This window comes from Pseudoalteromonas sp. HM-SA03 (genome assembly GCF_002289345.1).
Lineage (GTDB): Bacteria > Pseudomonadota > Gammaproteobacteria > Enterobacterales > Alteromonadaceae > Pseudoalteromonas.
Genome location: NZ_NSDG01000106.1, coordinates 14077 through 32558 on the forward strand (window position 1 = coordinate 14077; position 18482 = coordinate 32558).

General features: G+C 43.0%; 13 protein-coding genes and 1 pseudogene. 6 read left to right on the plus strand and 8 right to left on the minus strand.

Going from position 1 to position 18482, the window contains the following annotated elements; all coding sequences use genetic code 11:
* Positions 1-53: 53 nt before the first annotated feature.
* The 5 genes and pseudogenes from CKO50_RS20695 to CKO50_RS20715 all read right to left on the minus strand — a co-directional run bounded on the left by CKO50_RS20695 (position 54) and on the right by CKO50_RS20715 (position 6201).
* On the minus strand, positions 54-590 hold the full coding sequence (locus CKO50_RS20695) for a hypothetical protein (RefSeq protein ID WP_255230718.1): 537 nt from the start codon (positions 588-590) through the stop codon (positions 54-56).
* Positions 591-737: 147 nt separating this feature from the next.
* Positions 738-2188: pseudogene (locus CKO50_RS20700) on the minus strand (TrkH family potassium uptake protein).
* Between the two features lie 63 nt (positions 2189-2251).
* Complete coding sequence (locus CKO50_RS20705) at positions 2252-2869, minus strand: YigZ family protein (RefSeq protein ID WP_095729699.1); 618 nt, start codon at positions 2867-2869, stop codon at positions 2252-2254.
* Positions 2870-2936: 67 nt separating this feature from the next.
* Positions 2937-4259, minus strand: coding sequence for a Xaa-Pro dipeptidase (gene pepQ, locus CKO50_RS20710; protein WP_010604170.1), 1323 nt, complete (start codon positions 4257-4259; stop codon positions 2937-2939).
* A gap of 94 nt (positions 4260-4353) precedes the next feature.
* Positions 4354-6201: a transglycosylase SLT domain-containing protein gene (locus CKO50_RS20715; protein ID WP_095729700.1), complete on the minus strand. Its 1848-nt coding sequence runs from the start codon at positions 6199-6201 to the stop codon at positions 4354-4356.
* A gap of 309 nt (positions 6202-6510) precedes the next feature.
* On the opposite strand from CKO50_RS20715, the gene fadB reads away from it, so the two are divergent.
* From fadB to tusA, 3 genes are all read left to right on the plus strand, one after another.
* Positions 6511-8673: a fatty acid oxidation complex subunit alpha FadB gene (gene fadB, locus CKO50_RS20720; RefSeq protein ID WP_095729701.1), complete on the plus strand. Its 2163-nt coding sequence runs from the start codon at positions 6511-6513 to the stop codon at positions 8671-8673.
* A gap of 1 nt (position 8674) precedes the next feature.
* Positions 8675-9844 (plus strand): acetyl-CoA C-acyltransferase FadA, encoded by a 1170-nt coding sequence (gene fadA / locus CKO50_RS20725; protein ID WP_010604167.1) that lies wholly within the window; start codon positions 8675-8677, stop codon positions 9842-9844.
* A gap of 209 nt (positions 9845-10053) precedes the next feature.
* On the plus strand, positions 10054-10293 hold the full coding sequence (gene tusA, locus CKO50_RS20730; protein ID WP_010376829.1) for a sulfurtransferase TusA: 240 nt from the start codon (positions 10054-10056) through the stop codon (positions 10291-10293).
* A gap of 68 nt (positions 10294-10361) precedes the next feature.
* Here tusA and CKO50_RS20735 read toward each other — a convergent pair whose 3' ends face one another.
* The 3 genes from CKO50_RS20735 to glyQ all read right to left on the minus strand — a co-directional run bounded on the left by CKO50_RS20735 (position 10362) and on the right by glyQ (position 13851).
* Positions 10362-10808, minus strand: a complete 447-nt coding sequence (locus tag CKO50_RS20735) for a hypothetical protein (RefSeq protein ID WP_095729702.1) — start codon at positions 10806-10808, stop codon at positions 10362-10364.
* A 71-nt stretch (positions 10809-10879) separates the two neighbouring features.
* Entirely contained in the window at positions 10880-12949 is a 2070-nt protein-coding gene (gene glyS / locus CKO50_RS20740; protein ID WP_095729703.1) for a glycine--tRNA ligase subunit beta, read from the minus strand.
* Complete coding sequence (gene glyQ, locus CKO50_RS20745) at positions 12949-13851, minus strand: glycine--tRNA ligase subunit alpha (protein ID WP_095729704.1); 903 nt, start codon at positions 13849-13851, stop codon at positions 12949-12951. Before glyQ ends, glyS begins: the two co-directional genes overlap by 1 nt.
* Positions 13852-14708: 857 nt before the next feature.
* Between glyQ and CKO50_RS20750 the strand changes: the two genes are divergently transcribed.
* The 3 genes from CKO50_RS20750 to CKO50_RS20760 are packed head-to-tail and all read left to right on the plus strand — an operon-like array spanning position 14709 to position 17610.
* Positions 14709-15791 (plus strand): DNA methyltransferase, encoded by a 1083-nt coding sequence (locus CKO50_RS20750; protein ID WP_141240171.1) that lies wholly within the window; start codon positions 14709-14711, stop codon positions 15789-15791.
* Positions 15792-15799: 8 nt separating this feature from the next.
* On the plus strand, positions 15800-16930 hold the full coding sequence (locus tag CKO50_RS20755; RefSeq protein WP_095729706.1) for a DUF262 domain-containing protein: 1131 nt from the start codon (positions 15800-15802) through the stop codon (positions 16928-16930).
* On the plus strand, positions 16927-17610 hold the full coding sequence (locus CKO50_RS20760; protein ID WP_095729707.1) for an MAE_28990/MAE_18760 family HEPN-like nuclease: 684 nt from the start codon (positions 16927-16929) through the stop codon (positions 17608-17610). Before CKO50_RS20755 ends, CKO50_RS20760 begins: the two co-directional genes overlap by 4 nt.
* The last annotated feature ends 872 nt before the right edge of the window (positions 17611-18482 follow it).

Sequence of the window (18482 nt, forward strand, 5' to 3'; positions counted from 1 at the left end):
GAATTAAGATTAATTACAACTCCGCGCCTTTCAGTAATGCTAAAAAGTGATCATTATTTTATTAAAAAATGACTTCTTAGCATTATTGCACCGTCTCTTAACGTCATCATTCTACTCTGTATTTCAAGTGAGCTCTGCGCCATAGCAAGCTCTTCACCCTCAATAAACAACATCATAGGTTCGCTGTTGCGCTTAGCAACAAACAGTATACCCGAGACATCATGTTTAAATAAGCAACCAACACCTTCGGCTTCTAGGCAATCAACAATTGCCGGTATTTGGCGCTTTTGCCATAGCTCATTTTCTGAGATCACCTTCACAATAAATCGCGCACCGCTTTCACAGCCAATGTGATGAAACAAATCATAGGACCGTGCACCACTATCTACGGTTGATTGGTTGACCCGCAAATACCCAACTTCTTCGATCAGGCTGTTCAGCTGCATTATACTTTGCTCTATGAGCTGCGCACCAACGCCCAGCTCATGGCTAGCAGCAAATCCTTTAATCACCTTAAACCCTTTATCTGAAAAGCGTGTGGCAAGCAAGGTAGTCACCTCTAAGTTAAATCGTTGTAAAAATACTGACACTTGAAAACCCCGAAAATCCGAGTTTTTGAAATTTTTATTAACTTTTTCTTTGCGAAGTTCAAAAATAAGATGACAATTCGTCACGTTCAGATAAGAGGGCTTTACGCGTGGGCTTTTAGCAACGGAAGCCCACTCGATTAGGCGTGATTAACCACGCCAAAAGGTAGGAGTAAATAGAACTAGCAATGTGAAGATTTCTAAACGACCAAAGACCATAGCCAAAGTAAGGATCCACTTTGCGGTATCACTAATATCACCATAATGTGCCGCAACGTCTCCTAATCCCGGACCTAAGTTGTTTAGACAGGCCGCAGTTGCTGAAAATGCAGTAATGTTATCAAGCCCAGTCCCCAGCAATGCAATCATAATAATCACAAATACTAGTGCATAAGCCGAGAAGAATCCCCATACCGCTTCAACCACTTTGTCTGGTAGTGCCTTTCGACCCAATTTTATTGAGTATATAGCACGCGGGTGCACTAAACGATTAAGTTCACGGATCCCCTGTAAATAAAGTAAAAAGACACGTACAACCTTCATCCCCCCCCCGTAGAACCAGCACAGCCACCAATGAAGCTGGAGAAAATCAAGAGAATAGGTAAAAACAATGGCCACGTTGAGAAGCTATCAGTGGCAAAACCTGCGGTAGTGCTAATTGAAACAGCCTGAAACATCGCTTGATCTAAGGTTTCATCACCCGTTTCATAGACATTGCTTGACGATAATACCGCAAAACAAATCACGACCAACGCTAGTTGGATAAACAGAAAGACTTTAAACTCAGGATCTCGCAAATAAGCTTTAATATTACGGCTCGACACAGCAGCATAATGTAGCGAGAAGTTAATGGCAGCAATCAGCAAGAAGATGACGCAAATAACGTTAATGAGCGGGTTATCAAAGTAGCCCATAGAAGCGTCATAAGTCGAGAAGCCACCGATAGCTATCGTAGCAAACGCATGACAGATAGCATCAAACCAATTCATTCCTGCTATCCAGTAAGCCAGCGTACAAGCTGCTGTTAGAGACACATAGATATACCAAAGGTGCTTGGCGGTATCGGCAATGCGCGGTGTCATCTTTGAGTCTTTAACTGGACCTGGTGTTTCGGCACGATATAACTGCATGCCACCAACCCCAAGCATAGGAAGAACGGCTACGGCCAATACGATGATCCCCATACCACCAAGCCACTGCAACTGTTGGCGATAGAATAATACCGCTTTGGGTAAATGTTCTATACCCGTCAATACCGTAGCCCCAGTAGTTGTCAACCCAGAAAAAGCTTCAAACACGGCATCTGCTAAAGATAGATTCGGTTTATCTAAGAAAATGAGCGGCAATGATGCAAACGATCCCAATACCAACCAGAATAAAACAACGATTAAGAAGCCCTCTCTGGCTTTAAGATCGCCGTTTTCCTTGCGGTTTGGGTAGTACGCAAACAAACCCATCAGCACACTAAAAATGAAAGCTAAAACAAAAGGTACACCACCACCATCTTTGTATATCAAAGATACAATGGCTGGTGGCACCATAGTGATACTAAATAGAGCGACTAACTGCCCGAGTATTTTTATTATGGTACGAAATTGCATTTTGTACGCTGCGCTTTTTGTTATTTAACCAGAGGTTAATTAGTGAATGTAAAGAAGTAGAACCTACTCCTTGAGTTGCTTAAATAATACAACACCATTGGTTAATTCATAAATAGCATCAATGATTTGTTGTGTTTCACGACTATCTACTGCTATTTGCCAGGTAATATTAGCCGTGTATTCTTTATCTAAATTTAGCACTGTAAACTGGCTTTGTAATAGCTGCTCTATCACACCTTGAAGATGGTAATCACTGTGGCCAACAATAATAGAAGCCGGTACCTTTTTAGTCGTGCTTAGCTGTGCTAAAGCGTTATTAAGCGTGCCACCATAGGCTCTGACTAACCCCCCAGTGCCAAGTTTTATACCGCCAAAATAACGCGTCGTCACCGCTGTGATCTCACCAATTCCAGATCCCATCAGTACATTTAGCATAGGCTTACCCGCTGTGCCATTGGGCTCACCATCATCAGAAAACCCTAATACATGGCTGCCACCTGGAGCTCCAGCAATATGTGCCCAGCAATTGTGTCTTGCATCGGGATACGCATCATTAATCTGTTTTATGAACGCTTTTGCATCTTCGATGGTTGGCGTATGGGCCAAATGTACGATAAACGTACTTTTCTTAATTTCCTCGTGATGGCTTATAGACTCACTCGGAATGAAGTATTCAGACATAATGTTCCAAACTAAAAGGGAGCCAATCGGCCCCCAAATATACTTACTTTTAGCGCTAGAAGTCAGCTTACTCGAGACCGAAATCTCGCGTCATGTTTTCTAATCTATCTTCATGCACAATGATGTTATCTTCAATACGGATACCACCGTAAGGCTTCAGTGCATCAACCTTATCCCAATTGATATACTGTTTGTTTTCTGTTTGCGCTAAATCTTCTAGCAATGAATCGATGAAGTATAACCCAGGCTCAATAGTGAACACCTGATTAGCCTCTATCTTACGAGTACAACGTAAGAACGGGTGACCTTCAGGCGGTGCTTGGTGCGTACCGGCTTCATCAGCCATGAATCCGCCCATATCATGTACCTGTAGACCAATATGGTGACCGAGACCATGAGGGAAGAAAGTGGAAGAAATCCCCTTCTCGACGATGGCCTGAGCACCAAGCTTAACAATACCAAAGTCACTCAACACTTGCGCCACACGATTATGACAATCGATATGCAGCTCACCGTATAGTTTGCCCGGTTGTAATGCTTTGCCCAATTCAATTTGGTGATCGTTCATGACTTTCACCAACTCGGCAAACTCACCTTGTTTAGCAAAATCATAAGTACGGGTAATATCTGACGCATAACCGTTAAAGTTTGCACCGGCATCAATCAGAAATGATAAGTGCTTACTCGGCGCTTTACGCTCAAAATGGGTATAGTGCAAAATCGCACAATTCTCATTCAAGGCGACAATATTGCCATATGGCGTATCGTTTTCCATATGCTGGGTTGCATTAAGATAAGCTTGTTGAATTTCAAACTCGGAGCCACCAGCAAAGAAGGCATCGCGCGCCGCCATGTGGCCAAGCACGCCAAGACGGCTTGCTTCACGTAAACATGCCATTTCATACTGAGTTTTATATGCACGATGATAATGCAAGAAGTTCATCACCGGCTCTGGATTCACTTGAGTAAAGCCCAGTGCTTGTGCAACTTCTAAATATTCACCGATATAGGCATAGTTTGCTTTGTCGTACGGTAGTAATTGTTCAACCTGATCTGGCTTAACCAGCAGTTGAATATCAAAATACTCTGCCCAAAAATCTCTCGGCTCGTCAGGCACTTTATGCCAAAAATCAACCGGACGATAAAAAATGAGTTTCGGCTTGTCACTGCCATTAACCACAATCCAGCAATGCGGATTATCGATAACAGGCAACCAAGCTTTAAATTGCGGGTTAACTTTAAACGGATAGTACATATCATCAAGGAATTGACGCTTTGCTTGCCCCGAATGGATCACAAGTCCATCCAGTCCTTCTCTTTCTACTATCGTTCTTGTACGCTGTTGCAACGTGGCAATATGCTCTGCGTATAAATTTGCTAACTTATCCATGGTGTACCCATTTTCAAAAATTCACATACTATCGAGTCTATCATAGCTGCTACCTAAAAACGACGAACTGAGTCTAAGCACCAGCCATGTGCGGTTATTTCACAATTTTCATATCCAAGATACTTGCCAATATGTTGCCATCACGACCAAGGCGGGTGTGGTAAACCTGTCGATATGCCATCACATTTTTCACGTAGTCACGTGTTTCTCGGTACGGGATCAGCTCAATCCAAAGCTCAGCAGGCATAGCCTCTGACGGCAGCCAACGTTTAATTCTATGATAGCCCGCGTTGTACGATGCTGTCGCCAAAATCTCATTTCCGGCATTTTTACGCTTCAAATACTCTAAATAACTGGTCCCCAAACGAATGTTTGTGGCCGGATGATAGAGGCGATTTTTTGCCACGCGCTTGCGGTTATTAACGTATTTGGCGGTGCTTGGCAGCAGCTGCATTAAACCGTGAGCATTCGCACTCGAGCGCGCATCCGGTGCGAAAGAGCTTTCCCGGCGAGCAATCGCAATGCTCCATGCGATATCGACTCGATTACGCTCACTATATTTAGTGAACAGATCTTTAAACGCCATCGGGAAACGCAAATCAACATAGTCCCATGCTTTGATCTGTGCAAGGGTAAAAATAGTGCTGTCGTACCAATCAAATTCAGCAGCCAATATGGATGCCGCAAGCTTTTCTTCTTTGCTTGAGGTGTTAGTAAGGTAGTTCCACTCTCGACGTGCTTGAGTATATCTTTCCAGCTCGTATAAAGCCTTTGCCCGCTTAAAGCCAGGCGCATGAGATACTCGTTCTACAATACTGGGGTCAACATTTAACGGCTCTTCATTTAGTGAGACTGGTAACCCTAACCGCGCAGCAGCCAAAAAGCCGTAGTAATCACGCTCTCGTGCTAGTTGCTGCCAAATCTCGTTAGCTTTGACCAACTCGCCACGCTTCGCGAGGCTGTATGCAAGCCAGTATTGTTGACCATTGCTTAGTTGCTCGTGGCCCACGAATAAGGCCGAAATCCCTTCCCAATCTTGCTCTTTCAGCATGTTACTCATCAGCCACTGAAGTAGCTTTTTGTCCTGCAGTGATTTAGGCACTTTATTAAGCCAAAACCGTGCGTCTTCATGGCCTTTAGACGCAAGCGCTAGAGCAAAACGATAAGCAACACTATCCTTTTGCTGCTGGGTAAAGGTAAACATATCCTGCATCTTCTGCCAGGCACGCAGCGCTAAATCTGGATCGCGCCAAACTAGGCGTCTTACACCATATACCGCAATTTCGGCTTCTTTTTCAGTGCGTTTACTAAAACGATAAAGCCCGGCAGCCGCACTCGGATCTTGGCGAACCTTTTTATAAAGCTCGGCAAGATACGCCTCATTTTTTGGTAACAGCTTCTCAAGATAGTCTAGCAGTGACGTTTGACCGGATTGCGCAGCACTGGAAATACGCTGCCAGACACGCTCAGGCGTTCTATACCCTGCCTTTTGCCATTGGCTAAAAAGGTCATCACAGGCTTTAGGCTGAGACTTTCCCACTGTCCAAATATCGGTTACCTGATCAAGAATGGCTTTTTTTGGCGCGCCTAAGTCCAACTGATACGCCAAATACGTACACTTGAGTTCAATATCGCTGGTCTCACGATAAAACTCGATGAATCGTGCTTTCTTTTTATGACGCTTTAAATAATCGAGCCAAGCGGAGCGTACTGGCCATTCTAATGGGGTGTGTTCGTATACCGTTAAAAAGTGCTGAATTTCCTGCTGGTACTTGAGTTTAGGATGACGCTTGTAAAATGCCATTTCAACGTATGGCTTAAGTGGGTGATCGAGCTGCGCTGTTGCCGCTTTAAAATTACTATAATTACCAGACCAAGCGACACGCTCAGCCTCTTTAAATTCGTCGTGAGTGCTATCGGCTGCACAGAGCCAGCTCACCATACATAAGCTGCCTGCAGCTAAGCGGGGTAACCNACCCTTTTTTATCTACCAAAAGAATACACACCTAAATTGAAATACAGCCGAATTATGCTTATCTAAAGATGGCGCTGAAGACCAAAACTCGGCTTGTCACTTGCGAGCATGCTCATAAATGACACTAAATGCGAGGTGCGTTAAGCCACCATAGCAAACCGACTCAGGTATTTCAGTAAATGTGCGGTAAATTTTTCATTGCAATTTGCCGCCAAAGGATCCACACTGATTGAAATTACAACTCATCGTACCAGTGTAAAACACGGGAGAACATGTATGTTAATCAAACGCGAGTCCTTTGTAGTTGATTTTTGCAAAGGCAATATCGCTGAGTTTAAGTTTTGCCTACCAGGCTCAGTAAACAAACTATCTCAGCAAGTACTAAAGGAAAGCCACGAAGCACTTATCGAATTGAGCCAGCGCGACGACATCGACGGCTTAATTTTTACCAGCGATAAAGACCACTTTATTGTTGGCGCTGATATTTTTGAATTCCTTCCGACTTTCCAACGCCCAGAAGAAGAACTTGTTGGTTGGATTAAAACCGCAACCGATGTCTTCGACGCAATAGAAGATTTACCTTTCCCTACTCTATCGGCAGTAAATGGCCTTGCGCTTGGCGGTGGTTGCGAGTGGTTGCTGGCCACGGATTACCGTATTGCAACTGACAACGCAAAAATTGGCCTACCAGAAGTTAAGCTTGGCATTATGCCGGGCTTTGGTGGTACCGTAAGACTTCCTCGCTTAATCGGCGCTGACAACGCAATGACGTGGATCACCACAGGTCAAGAAAACCGAGCGAATGACGCACTAAAAGTGGGTGCGGTTGACGGTGTAGTAGCTGCTGACAAACTCATGGCTGCCGCTATTCGTACCTTGGAGCAAGCCATTGCAGGTAAATTGGATTGGCGCGCGAAACGCCAAATCAAGCTTGACCCATTGAAGATGAATCGTGTTGAACAAGGTATGAGCTTTGGTATGGCTGAAGGCTTAGTCATGGCGAAAACCAAAGGTCATTACCCTGCACCAATGATGGCGGTACAAACGCTTAAAGCAGCAGCTAACCTTAGCCGCAGCGAAGCGATGGCACTCGAAAACCAAAACTTTGCTAAGCTTGCCAAAACGGCAGAAGCCGCAGCGCAAACCGGTATTTTCTTAGCGGATCAATACATCAAAACGGTTGCCAAGAAGCAAGCGAAGCAAAGCAACACCGAGATTAAGCAAGCGGCTGTGCTAGGTGCTGGAATTATGGGTGGCGGTATCGCTTACCAGTCAGCATACAAAGGCACACCTATCGTCATGAAAGACATCCAGCAAGGTGCCCTAGACCTTGGTATGGGCGAAGCTGCAAAACTACTCGGTAAGAAAGTACAGCGCGGCCACATGTCGATGGATAAAATGATTGCCACTTTAGGTAAAATCAAACCAACGCTTAACGACCAAGACTTGCAAGGCTCAGATATTATTGTTGAAGCCGTTGTTGAGAATCCAAAGATCAAAAAATCGGTCTTGGCGAGTCTTGAATCGCAACTGCCTGAGGGCACAATTCTCACATCAAACACATCGACTATTCGTATTGATGAGTTAGCAACCGCACTTGAGAAGCCAGAAAACTTCTGTGGCATGCACTTCTTTAACCCAGTGCCAAAGATGCCATTAGTAGAAATCATTCGCGGCGAACAAACATCGGATGAAACCGTTGCCGCAGTGGTAGATTATGCCTTAAAGCTTGGCAAGTCCCCTATCGTTGTTAACGATTGCCCAGGTTTCTTCGTGAACCGCGTCCTATTCCCTTACTTTGCTGGCTTCAGCCAACTTGTTGTAGAAGGTGCTGACTTCGCAAAAGTAGATAAGGTTATGGAAAATGTCTTCGGCTGGCCAATGGGCCCTGCGTACCTACTAGACGTAGTGGGTATCGATACGGCAAACCATTGTACTGGCGTAATGGCTGATGGCTTCCCTACTCGCATGGCACGTAAAGACAAAGACCCTGTCGCTGTACTTGCGGCTGCCGAACGCTTTGGTCAGAAAAACCAAAAAGGCTTCTACCAATACGCACCAGATCGCAAAGGTCGCCTGAAGAAGAGTAAAGACGACAGCGCGCTTGAGCTGCTGAGCGGTATTTGTGACGCACCAACTGAATTTGATAAACAAACGATTATTGAGCGTTGTATGGTGCCAATGATCAACGAAGTATTACTGTGTCTGCAAGAAAACATTGTTGCTTCACCGCAAGAAGCAGACATGGCACTGATCTACGGTATCGGCTTCCCTCCATTCAGAGGTGGTGTATTCCGCTATCTAGACCAAATAGGCCTCGCAAACTTTGTAGCAATGGCTGACAAGTACGCTCACCTTGGTGAAATTTATCAAGTTTCTGAGCAAACTAGACAGTGGGCAGATGAAGGTAAAGTGTTCTATCAAGTGGAGGGCCAGTAACATGGAAAACGCGGTAATCGTAGATTGTATTCGTACCCCAATGGGCCGTTCAAAAGGCGGTGTATTTAAGCATAAACGTGCCGAAGACCTCAGCGCACATTTGATGAAGGGCCTACTTGAGCGTAATCCTCAAGTAGCACCAGACTCAATTGATGATATTTACTGGGGCTGTGTACAGCAAACGTTAGAGCAAGGCTTTAACGTTGGTCGTAACGCTGCTCTTTTAGCTGGCATTCCTCACACCGTACCTGCGGTAACGGTTAACCGTCTATGCGGTTCATCAATGCAAGCATTACATGACGCAGCTCGCGCTATCATGACCGGTGCTGGTGACACTTACCTTATCGGTGGTGTTGAACACATGGGTCACGTACCAATGACACATGGTAATGACTTTCACCCAGGCCTTGCGACATCTGTAGCACAAGCTGCCGGTGTGATGGGGTTAACAGCTGAGTACTTAGCGCTGATGCACGGTATCAGTCGTGAGCAGCAAGATGAATTTGCCGTACGTTCTCACCAACGCGCACATGCCGCAACCCTTGAAGGGCGTTTCGCAAAAGAAATCCTACCAATGGAAGGCCATGATGCCGATGGTACACCTGTACTTGTCGAGCATGACGAAGTTATCCGTCCAGAGACAAGCTTAGAAGGTCTAGGACAGCTACGCCCTGTATTTAACCCAGCATCGGGGACGGTAACTGCAGGCACCTCTTCAGCGCTTTCTGACGGTGCTTCTGCTATGTTGGTCATGAGCGAGTCTAAGGCAAGAGAACTCGGCCTTCCAATTCGTGCTCGTGTGAAGTCAATGGCAGTAGCAGGTTGCGATCCTTCCATCATGGGTTACGGTCCAGTTCCGGCATCACAAAAAGCCTTGAAGCAAGCGGGCATTACTATTGATGATATTGATGTTGCTGAACTAAACGAAGCCTTTGCAGCGCAATCACTACCAGTGCTAAAAGACCTAGGTCTACTAGACAAGGTAGATGAGAAAGTAAACCTCAACGGTGGTGCAATTGCACTCGGTCACCCACTAGGTTGCTCAGGTTCACGTATTAGCACAACGCTTATCAACCTAATGGAAGAGAAAGACGCAAAGTATGGTCTTGCAACTATGTGTATTGGTTTAGGCCAAGGTATTGCTACCGTATTCGAGCGCGTAGATAACTAATTCCAACCAGCTGGTACTGGGCTTTTGTAAGACAATACCAGCACACAACTTCAACTTGGTGACCAAGGCAAAACGGCACAGCTGTTTTGCCTTTTTTATTACCTGCATTTACCTCACCTCGGTTGGCTAAGGCATGATTATCCAAACTTGAGCTTACTTACAACATGCGGTTAAAATAGCGGTTTTCGTCACTAACAAGGCCACCCACAATGAGTTTTGATAATACCGACCATACCTTAGATGCAGTAGGTTTACGTTGTCCGGAACCGGTAATGATGATTAGAGGCATGGTGAGACGGATGAACTTAGGTGAGACGTTGTTAGTTATCGCAGATGATCCCTCAACGACAAGAGACATTCCGAGCTTCTGTGAATTTATGGATCATACTTTGGTTGCCAAAGCGGTGGCTGAATCTCCATACAAATATGTGATTAAGAAAGGTCAGTGATCCCCTCATTAACACTCTGTTTGAACTCATGAGCCATAGACAATAAAAAAGCGGCACCTGCCGCTCATTTAAGATTTTACAATCACCACCTTTGGTGAGCGAGGATTACGATAATCTAAGCGGATTTCGTACCAACCTTTTTTACTTGGCTTGAAGCTAAAGTAGTTATACACCGTGTTACAATCCGCGACCAGCGGTTGCCCTAGCGTTAACTGCCCTTCACTCTTATAGCCACAGTTGTAGCCTTCACTCCATTGCTCATCAGCAATTTTAAATTCATACACTTTACCTGGGCTCATGAATCTTGCTTTTGTTGCGTAGATCCCCGGTTGTGTTTCTTCAAGGCGATACTGAGGTTCAGCATCCCACAGAGTGAAGTCACCGCGTAAATACATTGTCTTATCCAACTCACCAGCAACAACCGGTGAAGTTGAAGTCGTTGGCAATTGAAAGTTACTACTACAAGCGGTAAGTGCTAATAGCAAAATCGCCATTGCCCCTTGTTTTTTTATCATAGCTAGACTGCCTTTTACTTGCTTTTACCAATCAGCAAAAAGCCAGCTGTTGCTGGCTTTTGTATCAGCAATTAGTTTTGTAACACTGAAATATCTGCGGTATTAAGGAATAGCTTACTCAACTGACCAAGTAGCGCTAAACGATTGGCTTTAACCGCCTCATCGTCCGCCATTACCATAACATTATCAAAGAAGTTATCTACTGCTTCACGTAAACTTGCTAAACGCGTCAGTGCAGTTTGATAATCGCCTTCAGCGTAAACAGGTGCAAGCTCAGCAGTTAACGCAGCAACTTGTGCAGCCAATGTTTGCTCAGCTTCTTCTTGCAGGAGTGAACTCTCCACCGCAGCTTCTGACGCGACGTTATTCTTCGCTAAAATGTTGTTTACACGCTTATTGGCAGCAGCTAACGCTTCGGCTTCCGCCAACGTTCTAAAGTGACTAACCGCTTTTACTCGGCGATCAAAATCAACTGGGCTCGTTGGACGTCTTGCAAGTACTGCTTGGATCACATCCACGCTGATACCTTCGTCTTGGTACCAGGCACGGAAACGACCTAACATAAACTCAACCACTTCATCGGCAACATTTGCATTGCTTAGCTTATCACCGAATAACGTCATTGCTTTGGCAACGATATCCTGAATGTCTAATGGTAGTTCTTTTTCTACCATAATACGCAATGCGCCGATGGCAGCACGACGAAGTGCAAACGGGTCTTTATCGCCTTTTGGTGTCTGGCCGATACCAAAAATGCCAACCAGAGTATCAAACTTATCCGCAAGCGCCACAGCAAAACTGATTGGGTTAGACGGTAGATTATCACCGGCAAAACGCGGCATATATTGCTCATTTTGTGCTAGTGCGACTTCTTCTGCTTCGCCATCAATGCGTGCGTAATGCATACCCATCACGCCCTGAACGTCAGTAAATTCCATGACCATTTCAGTCATTAAATCCGTTTTACTTAGTAAACCGGCACGCTCTGCCAATGCCTTATCAGCACCAAGCTGCTCCGCAATAAAACCAGCGAGCGTAGAGATACGCTCTGACTTGTCTTTTAGTGTGCCAAGCTGCTTCTGAAATAACACTGAATCAAGTGACTCAAGACGACTTTCCAGCGTTTTCTTCTTATCCGTTTCAAAGAAGAACTGAGCATCTGCCAGACGTGGACGAACCACTTTCTCGTTACCCGAGATCACTACGCTCGGATCTTTACTTTCAATGTTAGAAACAAACAAGAACTTGTTGATCAAGTTGCCTTGCTTATCTAACAGTGGAAAGTATTTTTGGTCGTCTTTCATGGTGTAGATAAGTGCTTCATCAGGCACTTGCAAGAAGGCTTCTTCAAAAGATGCAACTAAAGTTACTGGCCATTCGACTAGTGATGTAACTTCTTCAAGCAGGTCTTCATCCATCGCTACTTGCGCGCCGAGCTTTTCAGCTTCAGCTTCAATTTGGCCTCGAATTAACGCTTTGCGTGCTTCATAATCCGCAATAACGTATGCGCCTTTTAGCACTGCATGGCTATCATCAGCATGTTCAACACGAACACGCTCAGGGTGATGAAAACGATGTCCCTGCAGCTCATTGCTGATAGCTTTACCTAGCACTTCACCTTCAACTTGTTGACTACCAAGTAGTGCAGCCACGGTATGAACTGGACGGATAAATTGCGTCTTGTTCGCACCCCAGCGCATCGGCTTTGGAATAGGTAACTTAGCCAGTGCTTTGTTGATCACATCGCTTAGTAACGCTAAGGTCTGTTGCCCCTCTACTTTCGCTTTGTGTAGCAGCCATGTACCCTTGTCAGTTTCTAAACGCTCAGCATCATTAATATCAATACCACAACCACGAGCCCAACCTAGCGCCGCTTTAGTCGCGTTACCATCCGCGTCAAATGCCGCCTGAATAGCTGGACCACGCTTTTCAACCACTTTATCGGCCTGTTGCGTTTGCAATGCTTTAACTTGAATGCCTAAGCGACGAGGTGATGCATACCAGCTCACGCCTTCATGGCTAAGCTCTAATGCTTCAAGTTCTTGCCTAGTATTTTCTGCGAATGACTCAGCAAGGTTGCGTAACGCCTTTGGTGGTAGCTCTTCGGTACCAATTTCTACGAGTAAGTTTTCAATCGACATTATTTATCCTTACAAAGCGGGAAGCCAAGTGCTTCACGTGCTTCATAGTAAGCCTGCGCACAGGCTTTTGATAAAGCACGAACTCTTAATATATAGCGCTGACGCTCAGTTACTGAGATAGCGTGACGTGCGTCTAACAGGTTAAATGCATGAGATGCCTTCATTACCTGCTCATAAGCAGGTAGAGGAAGCCCTGATTCGATTAGCTTTTCACTTTCTTTTTCACACTGATCAAACTGCTTAAATAATGCCTCTACATCCGCATATTCAAAGTTATATGTCGACTGTTCTATCTCGTTTTGCATGAACACGTCACCATAAGTTACGCGCCCCATTGGACCATCTGTCCAAACGAGATCATAAATGCTATCTACACCTTGTATATACATCGCAAGGCGCTCTAAACCATAAGTAATTTCACCCGTTACCGGTGAGCATTCAATACCGCCAACTTGCTGGAAGTAAGTAAACTGAGTCACTTCCATGCCATTCAACCATACTTCCCAACCTAATCCCCAAGCACCTAGTGTTGGTGATTCCCAGTTGTCTTCAACAAAGCGCACTTCGTGCGTTAATGTATCAATGCCCAGCGCTTCTAGAGAGCCTAAGTAGAGCTCCTGAATATTCTCAGGCGATGGCTTCAATACAACTTGGAATTGGTAGTAATGCTGAAGACGGTTAGGGTTTTCACCATAGCGACCATCCGTCGGGCGGCGACAAGGTTGTACGTATGCGCTCGACATTGGCTCAGGACCAATGGACTTAAGGAAGGTCATCGGGTGGAATGTACCCGCACCAACTTCCATATCTAAAGGTTGAGCTACAACACAGCCTTGCTGCGCCCAGTAATCCTGTAAAGCCAGGATCAAACCTTGGAAGGTTTTGATATCGTATTTTTGCATAGTTGGCTTATTTTTATCTGGTACTTATCGTATGTAAACGCCTTCAGTAATTTGGCGCTCACGCTAGATTCAATGATTGAAAATTATGCTCAGTATACCGCGAGCGCAGGAGGGTTTTAAGCTTTAAAGCATAAAAAAAGGAGGGAAAATCCCTCCTTTTTACTAGATGTGTGAGATCTCATCATTCATGAAAATGAGATCTCCGCACCCTCGCACCACTTCACGGATTATGAGAACAGTATAAAGCAACTCTTTCTCACAATCTTTGAGAATTTCAACCCAGATTATCATCATTCATGAAAATTCCCTACCTTTCCAGTCACGAAGCAAAATGTAGCTTTTCTACTTATCATCAAGCATGCCGATATTATTCACAATTTGCCAAAAGCGGATAATGCTGCCTACTGGCTCATCAAAATTAAACCATTGTTTTATTTATAATTTATATACACAGCAATCGTCTACTTGCGTGACCTCATAATTTGGGCCAGTAATTAGTTTCATACTAAGTAGCGCTATAAGCCTTGGTGTACGTGTTGTAAATTTGAGTATAGAAAAATAGAGGTTCACACTATTTTAACTTTGATCAATTGAAAACTAATAAAAACTTTGTGGTATATGGGATACAGCTCAATCTTTAGATATCATATGCGAAGTAAGGCAACTCTTGTGCTGGAAATAAATTGCTAATTATAAACCCAAAAAGAATCAATGAATCGATTGAAGTGAGGCCTGATTGGTACAATTACTATGCTGGCTATTCTCATACATTTACTCAAAGCATAATTACGTCATGTAAACTAAACAATGACTCTGTAATCCTCGACCCTTGGAACGGTGGAGGTACTACAACATTGATGGCCTCAATTGAAGGGATAAGGTCAATTGGTATTGATTTGAACCCTGCGATGAAAGTCATCGCTATGGCGAAACAATCAACGGTTGAAGATATTGAGTCTATTCGACAAAAGATAAAAAAAATCAGATCTAATATTAAAGTGGAACACGTAAAGAACGATCCTTTAACTATTTGGCTTGATGACGAGTCAGCTTTGCTTATTAGAAAAATTGAAAAGGTTATACTTTGTGGTCGTTACTACAACAACACTCAAGAGAAAGTAGACTCATTGCAGCCATATCAATGCCTCATGTACACAGCCTTATTCAATACTGTTAGGCAGTTTTTAAAGCCTTTTATTCCATCAAACCCAACATGGATAAAGAGGCCTAAATCTGCAGATAAAAAATTAACACTTTATTGGCCTGAGTTGAGAAGCTTATACGTATCAAATCTTTCTAAAATGTTTAATAGCATTGACATGGTTCGGCATGACAGGAAATGTCCGTTAGCGCAGATAAATATTGGTTCTTCCACAAACTTGCAGTTAGGTACTGAGTCTGTTGATTTGGTTCTTACATCCCCTCCCTACTGTACAAGAATCGATTATGGAGTGGCAACAATGCCAGAGCTTTCTATAATTGCGACTAACGGTAAATCTGAGATTAAACATATTCGCCGAAGTCTAATGGGAACCACTACTGTTCCCAAAAGTATTGATACAATTCCATCCAATTTAGGGAAAGAATGTCAAACGTTTTTACGTAATGTATATAAACATCCTTCTAAGGCATCCCAAACGTATTACTTCAAGAACCTTTTACAGTATTTTAAATCATTGCAGTTGTCTTTAGAGCAAATATATAGAGTAATAAAACCTAACGGCAGGTTCATTTGTGTAGTTCAAGACTCTTACTACAAAGATGTTCATTGTAATTTACCTAAAATCATAGGCCAAATGTCTCAAAATCATGGATTTATTATTGAGGATGTAGTTGAGTTTGAAAGTAGGCAAAATATGGCAAATTTAAATCAAAAAAGTAAGCTGTACCGGGCCAAAAATACAGCTTATGAAACAGTGATCGTTTTTAAAAAGGATTAGTACAAGCTATGGCAAATGAAAAACTAATATTATCATTAGAGGAAAATGTTGAAAAAGTTCACACACAAAGTCTAGACATATCATTTAACGAACTTCTTGATATGTATACCGATGGTGAACTAGATATTAATCCAGATTATCAGCGCCTTTTCCGATGGTCGCCTGGAGCCCAGTCTAGATTCATAGAGTCTCTTTTGCTTGAAATGCCTGTTCCTCCAATTTATGTCGTTGAAACAGATAATGGTTCTTATCAACTAATTGATGGGCTGCAAAGGTTTTCATCATACCTACACCTCCGAGGTCAACTAACCGCAGATCATTTAACTCCTCCAATAAATAAAGGTGACTTCCTAGAATTACAAGAGTGTGACATTGTGAATGAGTTGAATACGTTGAAATTCGACCAACTCCCAACGTCACTTAAAATACGTTTAAAGCGGGCTTTTGTCAGAGTAGAAGTTGTAAGAAAAGGTAGTGATAACAAGTTTAGATATCATATGTTTAAGCGACTTAATACAGGAGGAGAAGCTCTCACCAATCAGCAACTAAGAAATTGCACAATAAGAATGTTAGACCCAACATTTATTGACTTTGTAATAAGAAAAAGCAAAGACAATGAAGACTACAAAGCTTGTATACACAACATTTCACCTCAGCAAAAACTGGGATCATTTGACCAAGAGTTAGTTTTACGATTCTTCTCTCTGAAGAATTATAAAGATAAATTTACTCATGATGTTGCAGACTTTTTAACTGAATATATGGAGAATGTCTCTGACCCTGAAAATCTAGATGTTCAGTTTGATTATGCACAAGAAGAAGCTATATTTGACAAAACTTTTAAAATACTCAATAAGTGCCTACAGCAAAAAGCTTTTGGCCGAGTTGGAGAGAATGGAGTTCAATCAAATTTCTCTGTCTATCATTTTGAAGCTATATGTATAGGATTACAATCCGTGGTAGACCGCATAGAACCCTCTGACGACACACAAATTGAGAAACTTAAAGCAAAGCTCATTGACATTAAATCTTCAGGTGAGTTCAAAGAGGTAACCACCGGAGGCGGAAAAAACTCTCCAGGACCGTTAATGAAAAGAATACAAATAGTTATTGATAGACTAAGTGAGCTACAGCTATGAGTTTGGTAACTTTTCAAGAGCAACTCGAAAGTGAAAGGGAGTGGCGAGAAGAAGAGATTCGTTTTCTTAATAATATTCAAAGGAACATGCCACCTGATGAAAGAGTGAAGATTAGAAGGTCAATATTGTGCCTAATATATGCCCACATAGAAGGGTTTGTGCAATTTTCTTTTTCTTTATATATCGATGAAATTAATAAACTCAATCTAAAGTGCTCAGAGGTAAAACCAGTCATTGCTGCTGCAACTTTGCATAGGGAGTTTTTAGCTCTTCATAATAAAGATAAAAAAAGTCGCATTTTTAAAAGCACTCTACCAGATGACTCCCACTTACATAAATTATCTAGACAAGTAGATTTTGTTGGCAGTCTCTCTATCATTCAGGAACAAAATGTAGCTATACCTGATGGGTATGTAAATACAGAAAATAATGTAGGCCAGCAAGTGCTGGAAAAACTACTCTATCAAGTTGGTTTAGAATACCAAGACTTAAAAGATATTTATGCTCCTTTAAATAGACTTTTAAATGTAAGGAATGACATATCTCACGGAAAAAGAAAAATTGGTATTGACGATAAAGATTATTCTGAGTTTATCAATTGTTGTACCGCGGTAATTAGTAGCATTTCAAGAAGGCTAACAACCGCCTATGGCAGAAACGAATATTTGAATGCTGTTTAGGTGTAAGGAAGCCAGATTAGACTCAGGCCTTTTCCTACCGCACAAAAGCCAAGGCTAGATATTCATTTAAAACTGAACTAGTGAAGCGAAAAAATATGCGTAAAGAGGGAAGATGTGATCGAACTTGCTTGAACATATTGAAGTTTTGTGGTCATCAACCCTTTAAGAGTTGGAAGCCCGATATAAATCGGCAAACTAGGTGTCTAAGAATTCAGTGTAAGATCATGTCAACCTTCAACCCAGTGTAACTATCTGTTACACTGTATTTCAGATAATTTGTTGATCGTACAATCTCTGTAAAGAATGTCCACTTTCCGAAGAGTCAAAAACCCACTATACTTCAGTGATATCAAACACACCCAATAGTGTTAACTAAGATTCTATGGCTACATTAAACGAAATTGCACTAGCATTCGCCATCGGCTTTCCTTTACTGTCACTGCTGGTATTGCTCTTTGCATATCACTTTGAAAAGTGGCTTTCCAATAAATCCAAATAGTCTTACGAGCAAACGCCTAAAAACCATCTAGATAAGCCCAATCTGAGTCATTGTTTATATGCTCTTTGAGAAATGCCAGATTCTTCAGTTGACTCCTGAAATAAATTTTTTGTTTAAACTGAATGTTGCCAGCATTTAGGCATAAGACACCCTCAGCTTTCAGGTAGCTACTCAGCACGCCAGAACTTATACCTGCTGCAGCAGTAACCTTAGACAGAACAGCGTATTTACGGAGGAAATTCTCAATGTTGCTCCTGCGAATTATACGTGTATTTTTAACCTTCCCCCTCTCACTTGAAAGTAGTAAGCGTCGCCTGAACCCCACCTAGCTACTGAATACGCTCAGCCTATAAAGTACAGCTCTGACCTCAAT

Excerpts from the sequence above, each read along its gene's own strand:
- CKO50_RS20760 (WP_095729707.1), top strand. The coding sequence starts at position 16,927 with ATGAGTTTGGTAACTTTTCAAGAGCAACTCGAAAGTGAAAGGGAGTGG.
- CKO50_RS20735 (WP_095729702.1), bottom strand. The coding sequence starts at position 10,808 with ATGATAAAAAAACAAGGGGCAATGGCGATTTTGCTATTAGCACTTACC.
- glyQ (WP_095729704.1), bottom strand. The coding sequence starts at position 13,851 with ATGCAAAAATACGATATCAAAACCTTCCAAGGTTTGATCCTGGCTTTA.
- CKO50_RS20750 (WP_141240171.1), top strand. The coding sequence starts at position 14,709 with ATGGCCTCAATTGAAGGGATAAGGTCAATTGGTATTGATTTGAACCCT.
- CKO50_RS20755 (WP_095729706.1), top strand. The coding sequence starts at position 15,800 with ATGGCAAATGAAAAACTAATATTATCATTAGAGGAAAATGTTGAAAAA.
- tusA (WP_010376829.1), top strand. The coding sequence starts at position 10,054 with ATGAGTTTTGATAATACCGACCATACCTTAGATGCAGTAGGTTTACGT.
- CKO50_RS20705 (WP_095729699.1), bottom strand. The coding sequence starts at position 2,869 with ATGTCTGAATACTTCATTCCGAGTGAGTCTATAAGCCATCACGAGGAA.
- fadB (WP_095729701.1), top strand. The coding sequence starts at position 6,511 with ATGTTAATCAAACGCGAGTCCTTTGTAGTTGATTTTTGCAAAGGCAAT.
- CKO50_RS20715 (WP_095729700.1), bottom strand. The coding sequence starts at position 6,201 with ATGGTGAGCTGGCTCTGTGCAGCCGATAGCACTCACGACGAATTTAAA.
- glyS (WP_095729703.1), bottom strand. The coding sequence starts at position 12,949 with ATGTCGATTGAAAACTTACTCGTAGAAATTGGTACCGAAGAGCTACCA.
- pepQ (WP_010604170.1), bottom strand. The coding sequence starts at position 4,259 with ATGGATAAGTTAGCAAATTTATACGCAGAGCATATTGCCACGTTGCAA.
- fadA (WP_010604167.1), top strand. The coding sequence starts at position 8,675 with ATGGAAAACGCGGTAATCGTAGATTGTATTCGTACCCCAATGGGCCGT.